Source organism: Acinetobacter sp. WZC-1 (assembly GCF_052544965.1).
Genome location: NZ_CP199370.1, coordinates 1510719 through 1527132, shown reverse-complemented (window position 1 = coordinate 1527132; position 16414 = coordinate 1510719). Strand labels below are relative to the sequence as shown.

General features: G+C 47.8%; 14 protein-coding genes and 1 pseudogene. 12 read left to right on the top strand and 3 right to left on the bottom strand.

Annotated features, from left to right (window positions below; all coding sequences use genetic code 11):
• The first annotated feature begins 86 nt into the window (after positions 1-86).
• From ACT6PV_RS07065 to ACT6PV_RS07045, 5 genes are all read left to right on the top strand, one after another.
• Positions 87-1016, top strand: coding sequence for a LysR family transcriptional regulator (locus tag ACT6PV_RS07065; protein WP_445115704.1), 930 nt, complete (start codon positions 87-89; stop codon positions 1014-1016).
• Between the two features lie 93 nt (positions 1017-1109).
• Positions 1110-2093: an allantoinase PuuE gene (gene puuE, locus ACT6PV_RS07060; protein WP_445115703.1), complete on the top strand. Its 984-nt coding sequence runs from the start codon at positions 1110-1112 to the stop codon at positions 2091-2093.
• Between the two features lie 69 nt (positions 2094-2162).
• Positions 2163-2666 (top strand): 2-oxo-4-hydroxy-4-carboxy-5-ureidoimidazoline decarboxylase, encoded by a 504-nt coding sequence (gene uraD, locus ACT6PV_RS07055; protein ID WP_445115702.1) that lies wholly within the window; start codon positions 2163-2165, stop codon positions 2664-2666.
• Positions 2663-2983, top strand: a complete 321-nt coding sequence (gene uraH, locus ACT6PV_RS07050) for a hydroxyisourate hydrolase (RefSeq protein ID WP_445115701.1) — start codon at positions 2663-2665, stop codon at positions 2981-2983. The genes uraD and uraH overlap by 4 nt, the downstream gene beginning before the upstream one ends.
• A 130-nt stretch (positions 2984-3113) precedes the next feature.
• A complete protein-coding gene (locus ACT6PV_RS07045) occupies positions 3114-4514 on the top strand; it encodes a nucleobase:cation symporter-2 family protein (RefSeq protein WP_445117056.1) in 1401 nt (466 codons plus the stop codon).
• A 52-nt stretch (positions 4515-4566) separates the two neighbouring features.
• On the opposite strand, the gene ACT6PV_RS07040 is transcribed toward ACT6PV_RS07045, so the two are convergent.
• Both ACT6PV_RS07040 and alc read right to left on the bottom strand, forming a co-directional pair.
• Positions 4567-5106: an ureidoglycolate lyase gene (locus ACT6PV_RS07040; RefSeq protein WP_445115700.1), complete on the bottom strand. Its 540-nt coding sequence runs from the start codon at positions 5104-5106 to the stop codon at positions 4567-4569.
• Positions 5107-5111: 5 nt separating this feature from the next.
• On the bottom strand, positions 5112-6125 hold the full coding sequence (gene alc, locus ACT6PV_RS07035) for an allantoicase (protein ID WP_445115699.1): 1014 nt from the start codon (positions 6123-6125) through the stop codon (positions 5112-5114).
• A gap of 210 nt (positions 6126-6335) precedes the next feature.
• On the opposite strand from alc, the gene hpxO reads away from it, so the two are divergent.
• The 5 genes from hpxO (at position 6336) to ACT6PV_RS07010 (ending at position 11647) form a co-directional block, all read left to right on the top strand.
• Complete coding sequence (gene hpxO / locus ACT6PV_RS07030) at positions 6336-7493, top strand: FAD-dependent urate hydroxylase HpxO (protein ID WP_445115698.1); 1158 nt, start codon at positions 6336-6338, stop codon at positions 7491-7493.
• 250 nt (positions 7494-7743) lie between these two features.
• Positions 7744-8412 (top strand): paraquat-inducible protein A, encoded by a 669-nt coding sequence (locus ACT6PV_RS07025; RefSeq protein ID WP_445115697.1) that lies wholly within the window; start codon positions 7744-7746, stop codon positions 8410-8412.
• A gap of 80 nt (positions 8413-8492) precedes the next feature.
• Positions 8493-9254 carry a paraquat-inducible protein A gene (locus tag ACT6PV_RS07020; protein WP_445117055.1) on the top strand — a complete coding sequence of 254 codons (762 nt, stop codon included), beginning with the start codon at positions 8493-8495 and terminating at the stop codon, positions 9252-9254.
• Positions 9255-9261: 7 nt separating this feature from the next.
• Positions 9262-10926 carry a PqiB family protein gene (locus ACT6PV_RS07015; protein ID WP_445115696.1) on the top strand — a complete coding sequence of 555 codons (1665 nt, stop codon included), beginning with the start codon at positions 9262-9264 and terminating at the stop codon, positions 10924-10926.
• Positions 10916-11647, top strand: a complete 732-nt coding sequence (locus tag ACT6PV_RS07010) for a PqiC family protein (RefSeq protein WP_445115695.1) — start codon at positions 10916-10918, stop codon at positions 11645-11647. The genes ACT6PV_RS07015 and ACT6PV_RS07010 overlap by 11 nt, the downstream gene beginning before the upstream one ends.
• A gap of 704 nt (positions 11648-12351) precedes the next feature.
• Here the strand turns inward: ACT6PV_RS07010 and ACT6PV_RS07005 are convergent.
• Positions 12352-12515: pseudogene (locus ACT6PV_RS07005) on the bottom strand (IS5/IS1182 family transposase); the annotation flags it as partial.
• Positions 12516-12860: 345 nt separating this feature from the next.
• Here ACT6PV_RS07005 and ACT6PV_RS07000 point away from each other — a divergent pair.
• A complete protein-coding gene (locus ACT6PV_RS07000; protein WP_445115694.1) occupies positions 12861-14675 on the top strand; it encodes an ABC transporter ATP-binding protein in 1815 nt (604 codons plus the stop codon).
• Positions 14672-16414, top strand: coding sequence for an ABC transporter ATP-binding protein (locus tag ACT6PV_RS06995; RefSeq protein WP_445115693.1), 1743 nt, complete (start codon positions 14672-14674; stop codon positions 16412-16414). Before ACT6PV_RS07000 ends, ACT6PV_RS06995 begins: the two co-directional genes overlap by 4 nt.

The following is a 16414-nucleotide window of genomic DNA, read 5'->3' as shown; positions in this document are numbered from 1 at the left end:
TTCTGGAATTTAAATTGCTTTCAACATTCAACAAAAATAAGAAACCCCGGCATACATACCATTCTTTTCAGCTTAAACAGGTTCCTATGACCATGCCTTTTTCCCGCTTTGCAGCGTATTTCCTGGAAGTTGCCCGAACCGGAAGTTTAAGAAAAGCCGCAGATCATCTGTATATTTCTGTCTCTGCAATACACCGTCAGATCAGCCTGGCTGAAGAGGAACTGGGGGTGCCGTTGTTTGAGCGTTTTCCCAACGGTCTGAAACTGACACTGGCCGGGGAAATGCTGTATGCCGATCTACTGAAATGGAATAGGGAATTTCAGCAGACCCGTATTAAATTTGATGAGATTCAGGGCCTGAAGAGAGGAACCATAGAGTTTGGTCTGATTACAGCACTCAGTGAGGGCTTTGTGATTGATGCCATTCAGCAGATTCATGAAAAATATCCGTGGATTAATTTCAGGATCGATATGGACAGCAGTGAAGCTGTGGCACAAAAAATTATGGCAACCGAACTGGATTTTGGCCTGCTGCTGGATCCGGTGGAAAATAGCCACCTGGATGTCAGAACCTTTGTGGAAATTCCGCTCGGTTTTGCCATGAGCCCGGCACATGCACTTGCACAGAATGTCCGGCTGAACCTGTCAGACACCGTGGACAGTCGGCATATGCTCGCCGATGCGCCATTAATGATTCACGACAGGGTGATGACCATTTATAAGAAACATCAGTTCATGCCGGCTCAGACCACCACCAGTAACCATATTCAGATGATGATTTCCATGCTGAAACAGAATATGGGCATTGCCATACTCAGTTATCTGGACGTATTGCCCCATCTTGAGAAAAAAGAGCTGATTTTTATTCCATTACAGGAAAAAGGTATCAGGCCGCTGACGGTGGCTTTATGTGTGGATCCGCGCAGACAGCTTTCCCGTGCATCTACTGTACTGATGGATCAGATGATCCAGCGGATGGAGGATCTAAAACACGATCTGGTCGCGATGTACGGATGACCTGTTGCAGAATTGGTTCGGTCTGTATGTGACTCAGACTGGCACATTTATCGCTTACTGATTTAAGAGAATGGTCTTCATACAGGAATTTCAATGGTGTCATCAAAGTACCTAACTGGTCAGAATTTAATTGATTCCATCCGGAAAACGCCTTATTCACGGGATCTGCTGGGCTATCATGGTCAGCCGCCACAAGCCGGCTGGCCGGATCAGGCCCGTATTGCCGTGCAATTTGTGCTGAATTATGAAGAAGGTGCAGAAAATCATGTGGAACATGGCGATGCCGGGTCGGAACAATTTCTGTCCGAGATTGTCGGTGCTGCCAGTTTTCCGGATAAGCACATGTCGATGGATTCAATGTATGAATATGGTTCACGGGCGGGTTTCTGGCGGATTCATGACGAATTCCAGAAGCGTCATCTGCCCATGACCATTTTTGGTGTCGGTATGGCACTGGCACGCAATCCCTATATTGTTGAAGCGATCCGGACCAGTCATTACGACGTGGTTTCACATGGCCAGCGCTGGCTGCACTATCAAAACATGGACATTGAACAGGAAAAGCAGCATATGCATCAGGCCATCAGTGTACTGGAAGCACTGTTTGGTGAAGCACCGCTTGGGTGGTATACCGGTCGGGACAGTCCAAATACCCGTCAGTTGCTGGCAGAGTTCCCGCAGATCAGCTATGACTGTGATTATTATGGTGATGATCTGCCTTTCTGGACCACACTCACCAGCCGCAGTGGGGTCAGCCGTCCGCATCTGATTATCCCCTATACCCTGGACAGCAATGATATGAAGTTCTGTTCTGCCGGAGGCTTCAGCCATGGTGAGCAGTTTTATCAGTATTTAAGGGATGCCTTTGATGTGTTGTATGCAGAAGGTGAAACTGCACCGAAAATGCTGTCCATTGGCATGCATTGCCGCATTCTGGGGCGTCCGGGACGCTTTAAAATGTTGCAGAAATTTCTGGATTATATCCAGTCCCATGACAGGGTATGGATCTGCCGACGCGGTGATATTTCCGCTCACTGGTATCAACAGCATAGTGTCAAAGCCAGATCGACGGGTTGAATCCGTATAGCTGGCATTGTTATTGCTATTTATTCAGGGTCTAAATGTTCAATTGATCAGGCGATGACTGTGCAACTTGCAGAATTTAATCAGGCAACTGTTTCCGATATTCATGATTTACTCAGAAATTGCGTCAATATTGAGCACTGGGTCAGGGCAATTCAGCAGCAGCGGCCATTTGCATCCCTGGCAGAGCTGATGGACTTTGCAAAACTGCAGGCACAGGGCTGGCACTGGTCTGACATTGACGTAGCACTGAGTAACCATCCACGGATTGGTGAAAAAAAGGCGTCATCATCACTCAGTTCAAAGGAACAGATCTTTTCTGCACAGGAACAGGCTGCAATCAGTCAGGACCAGAATACCCGACAGGCCATTGAGCAGGGCAACCTGGTCTATGAGCGTAAATTTGGTTTTATTTTCCTGATCCGGGCTGCAGGTTTAAATGCCAATGATATTTTAACCACGCTGCATTATCGCCTAAACAATGACCCGGAAACAGAGCGGCAGATTGTTCATCAGCAGCTGATGGACATCGCCCTGTTCAGACTGGCACAGGAGATTCAGCCATGATCAGCACCCATATTCTGGATACTCATCTGGGGCAACCTGCCGCTGGTGTAACAGTCAGACTGTATACGGCAGATGGTCAGTTACTTGCTGAGACACAGACCAATACCGATGGACGTATTGCAGATTTTAACCATGCTGAGTTTCAGGCCGGGGCCTATCGGCTTGAGTTTCTGACTGAAGCCTGGTTTCAGTCCATGCAGCTGAAGACCTTTTTTCCAAAGGTCAGTATTGATTTTTTCATTACGGACAGTCAGCAACATTATCATGTGCCATTGCTGATCAGTCCCTTTGCCTATTCGACCTATAGAGGCAGTTAAAAAAGTGTTTAACGTGTAAAAGAAATATATAAATAGCAGCTGTAAAAAGCCGTGTACAGAAACAGCAGTCAGACCATGTAAACAGATTCAGCTGAACAGATTGGGTCAACCAAAACAGGAAGCGTCGACCATGTGGAACCAGAGCAATATACAGAACCCGGATAATACGCACAATCAGAGTAATGGACCATCGCCAGAACATGAATACCTGGGACTGGGCAAAAGTGTGGCTTATGGGCTGCAGCATGTGCTGACCATGTACGGCGGTATTATCGCACCGCCCCTGATTATTGGTAACGCAGCAGGGCTGTCATCTGCCGGAATAGGTGTGCTGGTTGCAGCAGCACTGTTTGTGGGTGGACTGGCCACGCTGTTACAGACCCTTGGCATTCGACATGTCGGCGCACAATTGCCTCTGGTCCAGGGCGTTTCCTTTGCCGGTGTGGCCACAACGGTTGCCATTGTCACCACCAGTGGTGGCTTACAGGCTGTTTATGGCGCAGTAATTGTAGCCGCATTGATCGGTTTTCTGCTTGCCCCTTATTTTTCAAAAATCATCCGCTTTTTCCCTCCGGTGGTGACCGGGTCGGTGATTACCATGATTGGATTATCACTCCTGCCTGTCGCTGTCCGCTGGATGATGGGCGGAAACAGCCAGTCACCCGAATGGGGAAGCACAGCCAATATTTCCCTGGCGGCCATGACACTGGGTATCGTCATATTATTGAATCTGACCCGGAATGCTGCCATTCGTCGCCTGGCCATTTTAATGGCGATTGTTTCGGGTTCAATCCTGGCTTATTTACTCGGATTCGGTGATTTTTCGACAATTACTGAGGGTGCGTGGATTCAGACCCCCGGTCTGTTTGCCTTTGGTCTGCCGGTATTTGAAGCAACCGCCATTCTTTCCATGCTGATTGTGACGCTGGTGATTATGACGGAAACCACCGCAGATGTTATTGCGGTGGGCGAAATAGTCGGTACTGAGGTGGATTCAAAACGTATTGCCGCAGGTTTACGTGCGGATATGCTGTCCAGTGCGATAGCACCGGTTTTCTCCTCCTTTATGCAAAGTGCTTTTGCCCAGAATGTCGGGCTGGTGGCCATTACAGGAGTGAAAAGTCGTTTTGTAGTGGCAGCCGGTGGGGTGATACTGGTGATTCTTGGTGTATTGCCTGTCATGGGTCGGCTGATTGCTGCCATTCCGGTGCCGGTATTGGGCGGTGCAGGCCTGGTGTTATTTGGTACCGTCGCCGCCAGTGGCATTCGCACCCTGGCAAAAATTGATTATGATGAACAAAAGAATCTGATTATTGTTGCCACCTCCATTGCTGTCGGTATGATCCCGATTATTGATCATGATTTTTATGCGCATTTCCCCGGATGGGTGCAGAGCTTATTTCATTCCGGCATCAGTTCAACCTGTTTAATGGCGATATTCCTGAATGTGTTGTTTAATCATTTACGCTTCTTTAAAACAACCACAAAAACCATAACCCGTCCAGAACGGATGCCAGACACACAGCATTAAACCGTTGCAGTCTCAGCGCACCTGCCTGTGCGCTTTTGATGGATGAGTAGGTCTATGGAAGTACAATCTGAAGCGGGGCAAAGCTGAACACATCGCAGTTGTGCCCGGGTCCAATCCGGTCAATCACGGCAAAATCACTGGGTGCTTCAAGTGTCAGCAATGGATGATGCCATGTTCCGATGCGATAATTCACTCCCTGGGAACCATTGCTGATAAAAACCTGTAACCGGCTAATGTCAGGCCGGTCAGCATCCAGGGCTGGAGCAACCACAATCAGGAAAACCTGCCCCTGCATGGGAATGAACGTCTGTGAACCCAGGGGGTGCCGTTCCAGCATGTTCACCTGAAATGGTATGGCGGTGGATTTCAGGTTTCTGAACAGGCTCACTGCAATATGCGCATCACCTTCGGCAACGGCCTGACTCAGCGCATGATAGCGTTCGGTTTCAGCATGATTGATATGAAAGAAATCATGGCCTTCGCTACTGATGACTTCACCAAAGGCAGCAAAGGATTCCGCACAGAGCGGCTGAATGACAATCTCAGTCTGAGCCTTAGACTGCGCATGTAATTGAGCGTTAAGCTGAGACATATTGCTTACTCATCTGTTGTATTTTTTCCCCATAAGCGAACACGGCTGATGCCGCCATCCGGAATCATGTTGATGCGGATATGGGAAATTCGTTGATGTACGATAATTTCATCAAGAAAATGATGAATATGATCCATCTGCATGGGTTGGGCATTCAGCAGAAATGGCCAGAACATGCTTTGCGGAATCAGCTGGGCATCTGTGGCATCTTCAAGAAAAATGGCCTGAATGGATACCTCAGCCGGATAATTGCCCTTAAAGTGTGCAGTATCAATGTCGATTTTTTCAATATGACCGGCACTGCCCAGGGCTAAAATGCACCAGTCAAATCCCGGGACACGGCGACGGCGGGTTTCCCAGCCATCTCCCATATTGATGCCACGACCAGGGTTAATCAGATTACGAGGATGGCCATAGTGTGCGTCACTGAAGGCAATCACTCGTCCGCCATGTTCAAGCGCGAGCAGATCCCGAACCTGAGCATGATCCGTTTGTGGAATATGGACCTGACCATAGACACGCAACCTGGCAATACCGCCATCAGGAAAGATATTCAGGCGGATGTGTGAAAAAACCTGTTCAGTATCAATACTCAGAATGTGGTGTTGATCCGGCCCCAGTACATGGTTAGCCAGAATATTTTGCCACTGTGCAGTGCTCAGATCATGATCCGGGGCATAGCATGCTTCAACCGATGCAGACGCCGGGTAATTGCCGCTGAAAAAAGTCGTATCAATATCCAGTGCGGTGATTTTCCCGCTGACACCGAGTCTGATAATGGCCCAGTCATAACCGGCATGGCGTTTGCGGCGGGTTTCCCATCCGTCCATCCATTTTCCATGATCATCAAATTTATCTTCAATGAACACTGGTGCTTCAAATTGCAGCATACGTTTTGCTTCTGCAAAAAAATCATCTGAACACTCGATAATTTCTGCACCAATTCTGGCATCGGCCAGGTTAGTCAGCTGTTGCAGCTGTGCAGGGACTTCAAAAACAGGGGCAAATAGTGTAGCCATTCTTTATCTTCCACGGGATTTAAAATCTGTTTCGCAGGCTGGTCTGAAATCTGCACCATAAGGGTTCAGTCAATGATTCAGACAGGCAATTACCTTTTGATGAATGCATGGCTTATGCCAGCTTTAAAAGAAAGTTCATGCATTTGGGTGGAAATGGCACGTTTTTAGCTTTTCAGGAACAGAATATCTGAAAAACAGCAGGAGTCATGGATGAAAATCGTCATTATTGGTGCAGGCATTGGTGGCCTAACCACAGCAATTGCACTCCAGAAATTTGGACATGAAGTGACCATCTATGAACAGGCTCAGCAGATCCTTGCTGTTGGTGCTGCAATTTCCCTGTGGCCAAATGGTGTTAAGTGTCTGAACTATCTTGGTTTAAACCGAAAACTGGCCAGACTGGGCGGTCAGATGGACTACCTGGCCTATCTGGATGGCCTGACCGGTGACACCATGACCCAGTTCAGCTTATCGCCCCTGATTGAAGAGGCCGGGCAGCGGCCTTATCCGGTTTCCCGTGCAGAATTGCAGAGCATGCTGATGGATGAATTTGGGCGTGAGAATATTCATCTGGCGAAAAAAATGGTTTCACTGTCAGAAACTGCGCAGCAGGTCAGCATCAGATTTGCAGATGGAGAAACAGCAGATGCTGAGCTGGTGGTCGGGGCAGATGGCACCCATTCCATTACCCGCAGCTATGTACTGGGCGAACAGGTCGAGCGCCGTTATGCCGGTTATGTTAACTGGAACGGCCTGGTGGAGATTTCAGAACAGCTTGCACCACCGGACCAGTGGACCACCTTTGTTGCTGAAGGCAAACGGGTTTCACTGATGCCGGTTGCAGGACAGCGCTTTTATTTCTTTTTTGATGTCCCATTGCCGGCCGGGCTTGAAAATGACCGTAACCAATACAAAACCCGGCTAAAGCACTATTTCAGAGGTTGGTGTCCGCAGGTGCAGCATCTGATTGACCGGCTGGATGAACAGACAACCAATCGGGTGGAAATTCATGATATTGAGCCATTCAGTCAGTTTTATAAAGGGCGGGTGGTTATTGTCGGAGATGCCGCCCACAGCACCACACCGGATATTGGTCAGGGCGGTTGTCAGGCCATGGAGGATGCCATTTATCTGGCCCGGGTATTGCAAATTAATACGCTGGGGGTTGAAGACGCACTGAAACGCTATCAGAACAAGCGCAATGCCCGGGCCAATGAACTGGTATTAAGGGCAAGAAAACGCTGTGATATCACCCATATGAAGGATGAACAAATGACCCGGCAATGGTATGCCGAATTACGTCAGGAAGAAGGTGGGCATATTATGAAAGGGATTTTAAGCAATATCACGGGCAATCCACTGGATTAATGCCGGTATTACTGGCGCCAAGGTCAGGCTGAAAACAGCCAGAGCAGTCATGAGCCCCGTTCAGACATTTGTGCAGATGACTGTAAAATGCATGGAAAAAGCTTAAATCAGAGATTTTGCAATACAGTGATTGTTTATACAAAGTGAACAGGATATGATCAAAAACATCATAAATCATCTTTATGATCACGAATAAGATATAGCAATATATGACTTTATCTCAGGCTGCATTCACGGGTATTCATGCTCTATGAGCCAACATTCCCCAGTTTCATCTGCCGCCACTCCGCCTGGTTCCATACGTGGTTATCAATCGCCGACAGAACTTGCAGGCTGTGAAGAGTGCGATACGGTATACCGGAAAATACAGCTTGCTCCGGGAGAGCGGGCATATTGTGTATGCTGTGGTGCTGAACTTTATCGACAGAGCAAACCCCTCAGCATATTACTGGCGCTGGTGGTGACTGCGCTGATTGTATTTATAATTGCCAATAGCTTTCCCATCGTAGAGGTTGAGTTACAGGGCAACACTTCACAGACCACGCTGCTGGGTGCTGCATGGGCAATGTTTCATACAGATCGGGCGCTGGTTGGGATATTAATTCTGATCACTACGTTTATTGCACCACTCATGGACCTGTTGCTGTTACTTTATGTGCTCTCATCGGTCAGTCTGTTGAAGATCCGTCCCATATATTCAGTTGGTGCTTTGCGTCTGATTTCGCTGTTCAGAACCTGGAGCATGATTGAGGTTTTTTTAATTGGTGTGCTGGTAACACTGGTAAAACTGGTGGGGATGGTTGTGGTGATTCCGGGGGTGGCATTGTGGTCACTTGCGGTACTGAGCCTATTGATGGTTTATATTACATCAGTCCGGGTCAAAGACCTATGGAATCAGATTGACAGGTGTCTGCCATGAAAACAGCCGATAATACAGCAGTGCAACCTGATCTGAAGAAACATGCCAATTTAAAAAAACATGGCATCGACCCTGCTGATATGCGGCAACGGTATTTAAGGGCGGCTGATTTGTCACTGGTGTTGTGCCACAGTTGTGGGTTACTGAATCCAGTAGCATCCGAGGGGACGACAGACAGCAAAAAAGTTTCACGCTGTTCAAGGTGTCACAGCGTATTGCATCGGCGTAAGCCCAGTAGCCTGGATCGAACGCTGGCATTGGTGATTGCAGCCATTATTTTATACATTCCGGCCAATGTGCTTCCAATGACTGTGACCGATTCTCTTATGGGTCAGCAGCAGGACACCATCATGAGTGGCGTCATCTATTTCTGGCAAAGTGGTGATTATCTGGTCGCAACGGTTATTTTTATGGCCAGTATTTTTATTCCCATGCTGAAACTGCTGATTCTGTGCTTCTTACTGATTGCCACGAATATGCAGGCCTCTGCACGATGGCATTTTTTACCGGAACACTGCAGCATGCTGTATCGTATTGTTGAATTTGTCGGGCGCTGGTCCATGATTGACGTATTCGTGGTGGCATTACTGACCGCACTGATCCAGATTGAGTCACTTGCCACCATAGTGGCCGGGCCAGGGGCTGTGGCTTTTGGGGCAGTGGTGGTGTTAACCATGTTTGCATCGCTCAGTTTTGATCCACGCATCATCTGGGATAACTATTATTCAACCCGGTATTCAGCCCGGGCCGGCGGCCCGCCATCACTTTCTGAGGAAAGTGCAACTGTTATTCAGACAGCACGTCCACCGCTGAATAATGATTTTTCCAATTCCAGCCAATAAAAGAACAATGAGTATGTCTGAAAATCAAGTGACCAGCACCAATCAGGATCATGAACCGGATAAGGTACAGGAGAATCGTCAGGATCTTCCCGAACCTGAGAAAAAGACAGGGCGATGGAGGCCATCACTGATCTGGCTGATTCCATTTGTTGCGCTGTTAATTGCCCTGTCACTGGCGGTCAAAGCTGTGCTGGATACCGGACCGACCATTTATGTTTCATTCAGGACGGCCGAAGGCCTGGTGGCCGGTAAAACCACTGTCCGGTTTAAACAGGTGGATATTGGACTGGTGCGTCAGATTGATCTTTCAGATGATCACTCGCATGTGATTGCCCAGATTGAACTGCGTAAGGATGCCAGTAATTTTGCGACAAAGGACTCCCGCTTCTGGGTGGTGCGTCCACGGATTGGTGCCCGGGGAGTTTCCGGTATTGATACCTTATTGTCCGGTGCCTATATTGAAGTCGATGGCGGCAAGGCAAAAGAACGGGAAGACCATTTTGTCGGCCTGGAAGTCCCACCTGTGGTGACATCTGATGTTCCCGGGAAAGTCTTTTTCTTAAAAGCCAATGATCTGGGCTCGCTGGATATAGGTTCTCCAATCTATTTCCGTCGGATTAATGTTGGTCAGATAACGGCCTACAAACTGGCAACCGATGGTAAAAGCGTTGAATTACAGACATTTATTCAGGATCCCTATGATAAATTTGTCACCACTGATGCACGTTTTTGGCAGGCCAGTGGTGTGGATGTCAGTTTAAATGCCTCCGGTTTTAACCTGAATACACAATCACTGGCCAGTATTATTGCAGGGGGGATTGCATTTGGTTATCCGGAAAACTCGGACGCTGCCATAGCCACGGGCAATAGTCATTTTAACTTATGGGATACACGGGCCCAGGCACTGAAGGAACCTGACGGGAAAGCACACCGCTTTGTAATGTATTTTGATCAGTCCTTACGTGGTTTATCCGCAGGCGCACCCATTGATTTTATGGGCATTGGAATTGGCAATGTCACATCAATCAATGTGGAATTCAATGCAGACTATACACAGCTGCGTATGCGCGTTGAAGCAGATATTTATCCGTCCCGGCTGGCAGAGGGGAAAGAACTGGATCCTGATTATGCCGTTCTGAAACGGTTTATTCAGCGGGGATTGCGCGCTCAGATGCGTTCGGGGAATCTATTGACCGGTCAGAATTATATTGCTTTTGATCGGTTCCCTAAAGCGAAGCCTGCCACATTGAAAATCCGGACAGATGGCCGTGTTGAAGTCCCGACCACACCAACAGAGCTGAGTGGATTACAGGCACAGGTTTCACAGCTTGCAGATAAACTCAGCCGATTCCCACTGGAAGAAATTGGCCAGGACGTACGCAAGACATTGAAAAATATGAATACCACAATGGAGTCCACAGACAAACTGGTCAAACAGCTGGACGGCAAAGTGGCACCCGGCATGCAGGCAACCCTGGATGATATACGTAAAACCATGCGATCCACCGAATCCATTTTGTCGAGTGATGCGCCAATGCAACAGGATGTGCGCCGTGCCTTACAGCAAATGACCCGTGCTGCTGCATCCCTGCAGCTGATGGCGGATTATATTGAACAACACCCTGAATCACTGATTCGTGGAAAAAAATCAGAGACCGATCATGATCAATAAAAAAAACCGTATATCTGACCTGCCGATTGTTTCAGTGCAGCGCCTGAGACGCTGTGCGCTGCTCCTGGCACTGGCTGGACTGGGCGCCTGTTCCAGCTCAACCACGCCCAGCTATTATACCCTGACACCCAGGGTAACTGCTTTGCCGGGGTCCGGGGTCCGGGTGATTGAAGTGATGCCAGTCGGTTTGCCGGACCGACTGAACCGTACACCGCTGGTGTTGCAGGACAGCCGCGGTCAATCCACTGTACTGGATAATGCACGCTGGACGTCCACACTGGCGGCTGAGCTGCGGGATGGCCTGTCTGCCGGTTTGCAGCAGAAGTTAGGGGCAGTGGACCGTTATAACAGCGGAATGACCGGAGGCAGGGTGTCCTATCGGATAGCCACTGATTTTTCCCGTTTCGATATTGTGACAGGTTCAGGCCATGGAACAGATCGTAATATTGAAGTTGCAGTCAGCTGGATGATTAAACGGGATGATCCGAATCAGCCACTGACTCAGCCTGCAACGGCTCAGCAGGCTGTACAAAACCGCCGCCAGTTCAGTTGCCGGATGGCTTTCAGTGACAGTGTCCGTACAACCGGTGGCAATAAAATAGCAGACATTGTCAGCACTTCCCGTCTGTCGCTCAGTCGGGTGGTGGATGCAATTGCTGCCTCCGTGGTTGCGGTGGAGACCGGAACAATACAGGTGATCGAACATACAGCCTGTGCCTGATGCTTTGAGTGTTCAATGTTAAATGTGAAATATCGTTTTACCAGAACTGCTGTAACCGGATGCATGCACGTTCCAGGAAAGACCCTCTGTTATGGGCATAAATCATACTGTAAAAATTCCATATTAAAATTATTTTTTAATTAGTTTCAATATTTTATTTTTAATAAATGAGTTGTGTTTTTAATATTTCAAGATATTCCATCTGATCATCGTGTATGTTATGTTGGATTGAGTACACGATACTTTAACGTCATCAATCTCTTTCTTTGATGACACTTCAAAACTATGAATTTTAATTTACGAAAGTTATTTTTTATGAAAAACCTATTGATGATATTTCCATTATTCATTTTATTATCAGCTTGTAGCACTAGTGAGCCGCTTTCAGAAACAAATATTGATCCAACGTACATATTACAAAATGATCCTGTAAAAGACTGGAAACAATGGGAAATAGATCAAAAGCAGAAGAAATCAATGCAGAAAGAGATAGATAGATAGATAATTTTTAGAATTTTATTGAACGTTTATACAATTCATTGTGGATCAATATTCCTGGAATATCTCCCTCAATGAATCATAGTAAAACTCATGATTTGTATTTTTTAATTTTTTCTTAATGCAATAGAACAAAAAACTTACATATGATATTGGCTTTGTTGCACAAACATTTAAAAGGTATATTTCTCCTAAGCCTACCAAATTCAAGACACAACCTGGGTGTCAGACCTGCCTGATTCGGTAAGTTTATTCAATACAGCTATACGCGCATGAATTTCATTGACCTGGCTTTCAAAGTTTCCTCTGAACTTCTCAGGTGATCGCCTGACCATTTTTTCCATATCGTTCTACCTAAACGTTTTAATGTATGGTCCTGGACCGCCTGTAGGACAAAAGCGGTTGTTCAGCCGCTAAGGTGCCTGGTAAAACGCCAGCAAAATACTGACAAAACCCTGATCCATTGACAGATGATCCGTTCAGTTCCCTAAAAAAATCAGAAAACACTGTTTGAGTACAATCCTGCCCGGGCGTGGCCGGATTGAAAAGTTTATTGGCTATTTTGTCCGATGTTATATGTATGCACTTTGCATATGATAATTATTCCCATTTGGTTTAATTGCATCATTGCAGTTTATCAAGTCGCAGTGATGCTTATGCCCGGGAAAGGGATCCAGTCTGAACATTATTCTTTCGCATAGACCAAGGAGCATTCATGAACCCTCAAGATACCCCGACAGATAAAAAGCGTCCTGGTCCAGTCAGTCAGATTCTGAGACCGATCCGAGGTCGGCTGATCATTGCATCTGTACTTGCGGGCCTGGGTACAATGCTGACGCTTGTACCTTTAGCCGGAATTGCACATATTGCAGGTATTGCCCTGGGCAATCAGGACATCAGCGCATTAACGGCGATCAGCCAGGCACAGCAGGATGTCTGGCAAACGGTTATTTTCAGTATCGTCAGTTTATTTATCGGATTGGCCATGCTGACTGCCGGCGAAGTGATTGCTCATCTGGCTGATAACCATATTACCCATCATCTGCGGTTGGCCGCAACGCAGCGCCTGTCCCAGGTCCCATTGGGCTGGTTTACCTCCAGGGCATCCGGTGAGGTCAAACAGGCCATGCAGGATGATATTGGTACCCTGCACGAATTAACAGCACACTTTTTTACGACCCTCGGTCGGGCAATAGGTGCAATTTTAATTTCAGTGGTCTATCTGTTTTTTATGGACTGGCGACTGGCCATTGTTTCAATTCTCCCGTTTCCAATTTTCTTTATGGTGATCAATCAGGCCATGAAAGCCAGTGAAACCAATATGGGAGCATTCATTGGCGGTCTGACCCGGATCAACAATGCCGTTGTTGAATTTGTGAATGGCATTCCGGTTGTCAAAGCCTTTGGTGCCACAGGAAAGGCACATAAAAGCTATACCGATGCAGTACAGTCCTTTGCCACAACGTTTCAGAATTTTACCAGACCGCTGGTCAAGTCCACATCAAAAGCCAATGCCATTGTTGCGCCGGTGTCGGTACTGGGGATTGTGCTGGTGGCAGGAACCCTGTTTGTTCAACTGGGCTGGATGACACCGGTTGAAGTACTGCCATTTGCCCTGGTCGCACCGGGTATTTCAGGGCCATTGCTGCTGCTGAGTTTTATTACGCACGGCCTCCGTAATGCGACCGGTTCTGCTGAGCGGGTACAGTCTTTATTGCAGACACCGGTCCTGCCTCAGGTGGAACAATCCGGATCCAGGCATAAAATTTCAGCATTGCCGGAAATCAGCATTGAAAATGTCAGTTATGCATACAATGCGGAAAATACGGTGCTTTCCAATATCAATCTGAAGCTGAAACCCGGCACAGTGACCGCCGTTGTGGGTTCTTCCGGTTCAGGTAAATCCACACTGGCCAGGCTATTACTGCGCTTTTTTGATCCATCTGAAGGACGGATTTGCCTGGATGGCACGGATCTGCGTCAGATCCCGACCAATGAGCTGTATCAGCATATCGGTTTTGTCCTACAGGAAGTACGTCTGATTCATGCAAGCGTCCGGGACAATATTGCACTGGGGCGGTCTGGAGCTTCTGTCCGGGAAATTGAAGATGCGGCACGGGCAGCCAATATTCATGAGCGTATTCTGCAGTTGCCGCGTGGTTATGATTCAGTAATCGGCGAAGATGCTCAGCTCTCGGGTGGTGAACAACAGCGGGTCAGTATTGCCCGGGCAATTTTACTTGATCCACCAATTCTGGTACTGGATGAAGCAACTGCTGCGGCAGATGCGGAAAATGAAGTGGCCATTCAGGAGGCACTCTCCGCTTTTGCCAGAGGACGTACGCTGCTGGTGATTGCTCATCGTCTGGATACCATCATGCATGCAGACAACATTGTGGTGATTGAAAAAGGCGTGATTGAAGAACAGGGCAGCCATGAGGAACTACTGGCCGGAAATGGCCGTTATGCACATCTCTGGGCATTGGGTGGTTATTCTGAAATGAATGAAGAGAAGGTGGTGGAATCATGATCAGAACATTTATTCGATTACTGGGCGATGATGCACCAATCTTTCATCGCTATGCATTGATGACGGCTTTTTATGGTGTGATCAGTGGTCTGACCATTGTGACACTGGTACCCATCGTCAGCCATTTATTGAACAATGATGTCAATGCTGCGTCAACATGGCTGGTGGCATTATTTGTCGGTGTCGTGGCCAGTTGGATACTGCGTAAGCAGGTTGAAAATGCAGGGATTGAAGTCGGGTATGCTTTGCTGTCCACAGCCCGTCAGCGTATTGGTGACCATGTGTCGACTCTTCAGGTTGGCTGGTTTAACCCGGAGAATACTTCAAGGCTCAGCCATGTGGTTTCCCAGGGCATGATGGAAATTGCCCAGTTGCCGGCACATTTATTTACACCGGTGATCAGTGGTGCCGTCGCTCCGTTGGTCATGACCATTGCCTTATTGTTCCTGAATCTGGAAATGGGCCTGATTGCCCTGGTTGCACTGCCGATTATTGCGGTTGTTTTCTACATTGCTTCCCGGTTGGGTACACATGCAGATGAGGCATATCATCATGCTTCCGGTCTGACCAGTCAGCGGATGGTGGAGTTTGCCCAGGCCCAGTCCGTACTCAGAGCGTTCAATGGTGAGGGCGGTGGAACACGCTTTCTGGAACAGGCCATTGATAAACAGAAAAAATCTGCGACCAGACTGATCTATATTTCCACGGCGTCAGTGGTTCTCAATGCATGGGTGGTCCAGATTGTATTTTCTGCGTTGTTGGTTGTGGCCGCACTGGGAATCAACCAGTTACTGGGCTCTGCCTTAAACCCTGGTGAGATTATTGCACTGGTGGTTGCTCTGATGCTGGTCAATCGCTTTGTTGATCCCTTACTGGACGTTGCCGGCTATGGTGAGGCTTTAAGAGGCGCACGCAGTCAGCTGAATGCTGTTCAGGAAATTCTTGAGATTCAGCCACTGGCAGAACCGATGAATCCACAGACACCCCGTTCAAATGCCATTGAACTAAAAAATGTTTCATTCCGCTATTCAGCCAATGAGGCAGATGTAATTAAAAATGTCAGTCTGCGTATTGAACCCGGCAGTATGACTGCGCTGGTTGGTGCATCCGGTTCAGGAAAATCGACACTGGCGAACTTAATTGCAAGATTTTTTGATGTCACACAGGGTGCTGTAATGATTGGCGATGTTGACATCCGTCAGTTAAGCAGTTCACAGCTGTCCAGTCAGATCAGTCAGATCTTCCAGAAGACCTATTTGTTTGAAGGAAGCATTGCAGATAATATCCGTATTGGTAAACCTGATGCCAGTGAACAGGAAATCATGGAAGCAGCAAGACTGGCCGGCGTATCAGAAATTATTGAACGTTTGCCGGAAGGACTGAATACAACGGTCGGTGAGGGCGGTACCCGGTTGTCCGGTGGTGAGCGTCAGCGTATTTCCATTGCCCGTGCGCTCATTAAAAATGCGCCGATTCTATTGGTCGATGAAGCAACGGCGGCGCTGGATGCCGAAAATCAGCTGGCCATTGCAGAAACCCTGGCCAGATTAAGAGGAAAACATACCCTGATTGTGATTGCTCACCAGCTGTCCACCGTCAGTATGGCTGATCAGATTGTGGTGATGAACCAGGGGACTGTTGTTGAACATGGTTCACATGAACAGCTGACTGCAAAAGCCGGACGCTATGCACATTTCCTTGCTCAGCGTAGACAGGCCAAAGGATGGCGAATCGCCTGA

Excerpts from the sequence above, each read along its gene's own strand:
- hpxO (WP_445115698.1), top strand. The coding sequence starts at position 6,336 with ATGAAAATCGTCATTATTGGTGCAGGCATTGGTGGCCTAACCACAGCA.
- puuE (WP_445115703.1), top strand. The coding sequence starts at position 1,110 with ATGGTGTCATCAAAGTACCTAACTGGTCAGAATTTAATTGATTCCATC.
- ACT6PV_RS07040 (WP_445115700.1), bottom strand. The coding sequence starts at position 5,106 with ATGTCTCAGCTTAACGCTCAATTACATGCGCAGTCTAAGGCTCAGACT.
- ACT6PV_RS07015 (WP_445115696.1), top strand. The coding sequence starts at position 9,262 with ATGAGTATGTCTGAAAATCAAGTGACCAGCACCAATCAGGATCATGAA.
- ACT6PV_RS07065 (WP_445115704.1), top strand. The coding sequence starts at position 87 with ATGACCATGCCTTTTTCCCGCTTTGCAGCGTATTTCCTGGAAGTTGCC.
- uraH (WP_445115701.1), top strand. The coding sequence starts at position 2,663 with ATGATCAGCACCCATATTCTGGATACTCATCTGGGGCAACCTGCCGCT.
- ACT6PV_RS07025 (WP_445115697.1), top strand. The coding sequence starts at position 7,744 with ATGAGCCAACATTCCCCAGTTTCATCTGCCGCCACTCCGCCTGGTTCC.
- ACT6PV_RS07045 (WP_445117056.1), top strand. The coding sequence starts at position 3,114 with ATGTGGAACCAGAGCAATATACAGAACCCGGATAATACGCACAATCAG.
- alc (WP_445115699.1), bottom strand. The coding sequence starts at position 6,125 with ATGGCTACACTATTTGCCCCTGTTTTTGAAGTCCCTGCACAGCTGCAA.
- ACT6PV_RS06995 (WP_445115693.1), top strand. The coding sequence starts at position 14,672 with ATGATCAGAACATTTATTCGATTACTGGGCGATGATGCACCAATCTTT.
- ACT6PV_RS07000 (WP_445115694.1), top strand. The coding sequence starts at position 12,861 with ATGAACCCTCAAGATACCCCGACAGATAAAAAGCGTCCTGGTCCAGTC.
- ACT6PV_RS07010 (WP_445115695.1), top strand. The coding sequence starts at position 10,916 with ATGATCAATAAAAAAAACCGTATATCTGACCTGCCGATTGTTTCAGTG.
- ACT6PV_RS07020 (WP_445117055.1), top strand. The coding sequence starts at position 8,493 with ATGCGGCAACGGTATTTAAGGGCGGCTGATTTGTCACTGGTGTTGTGC.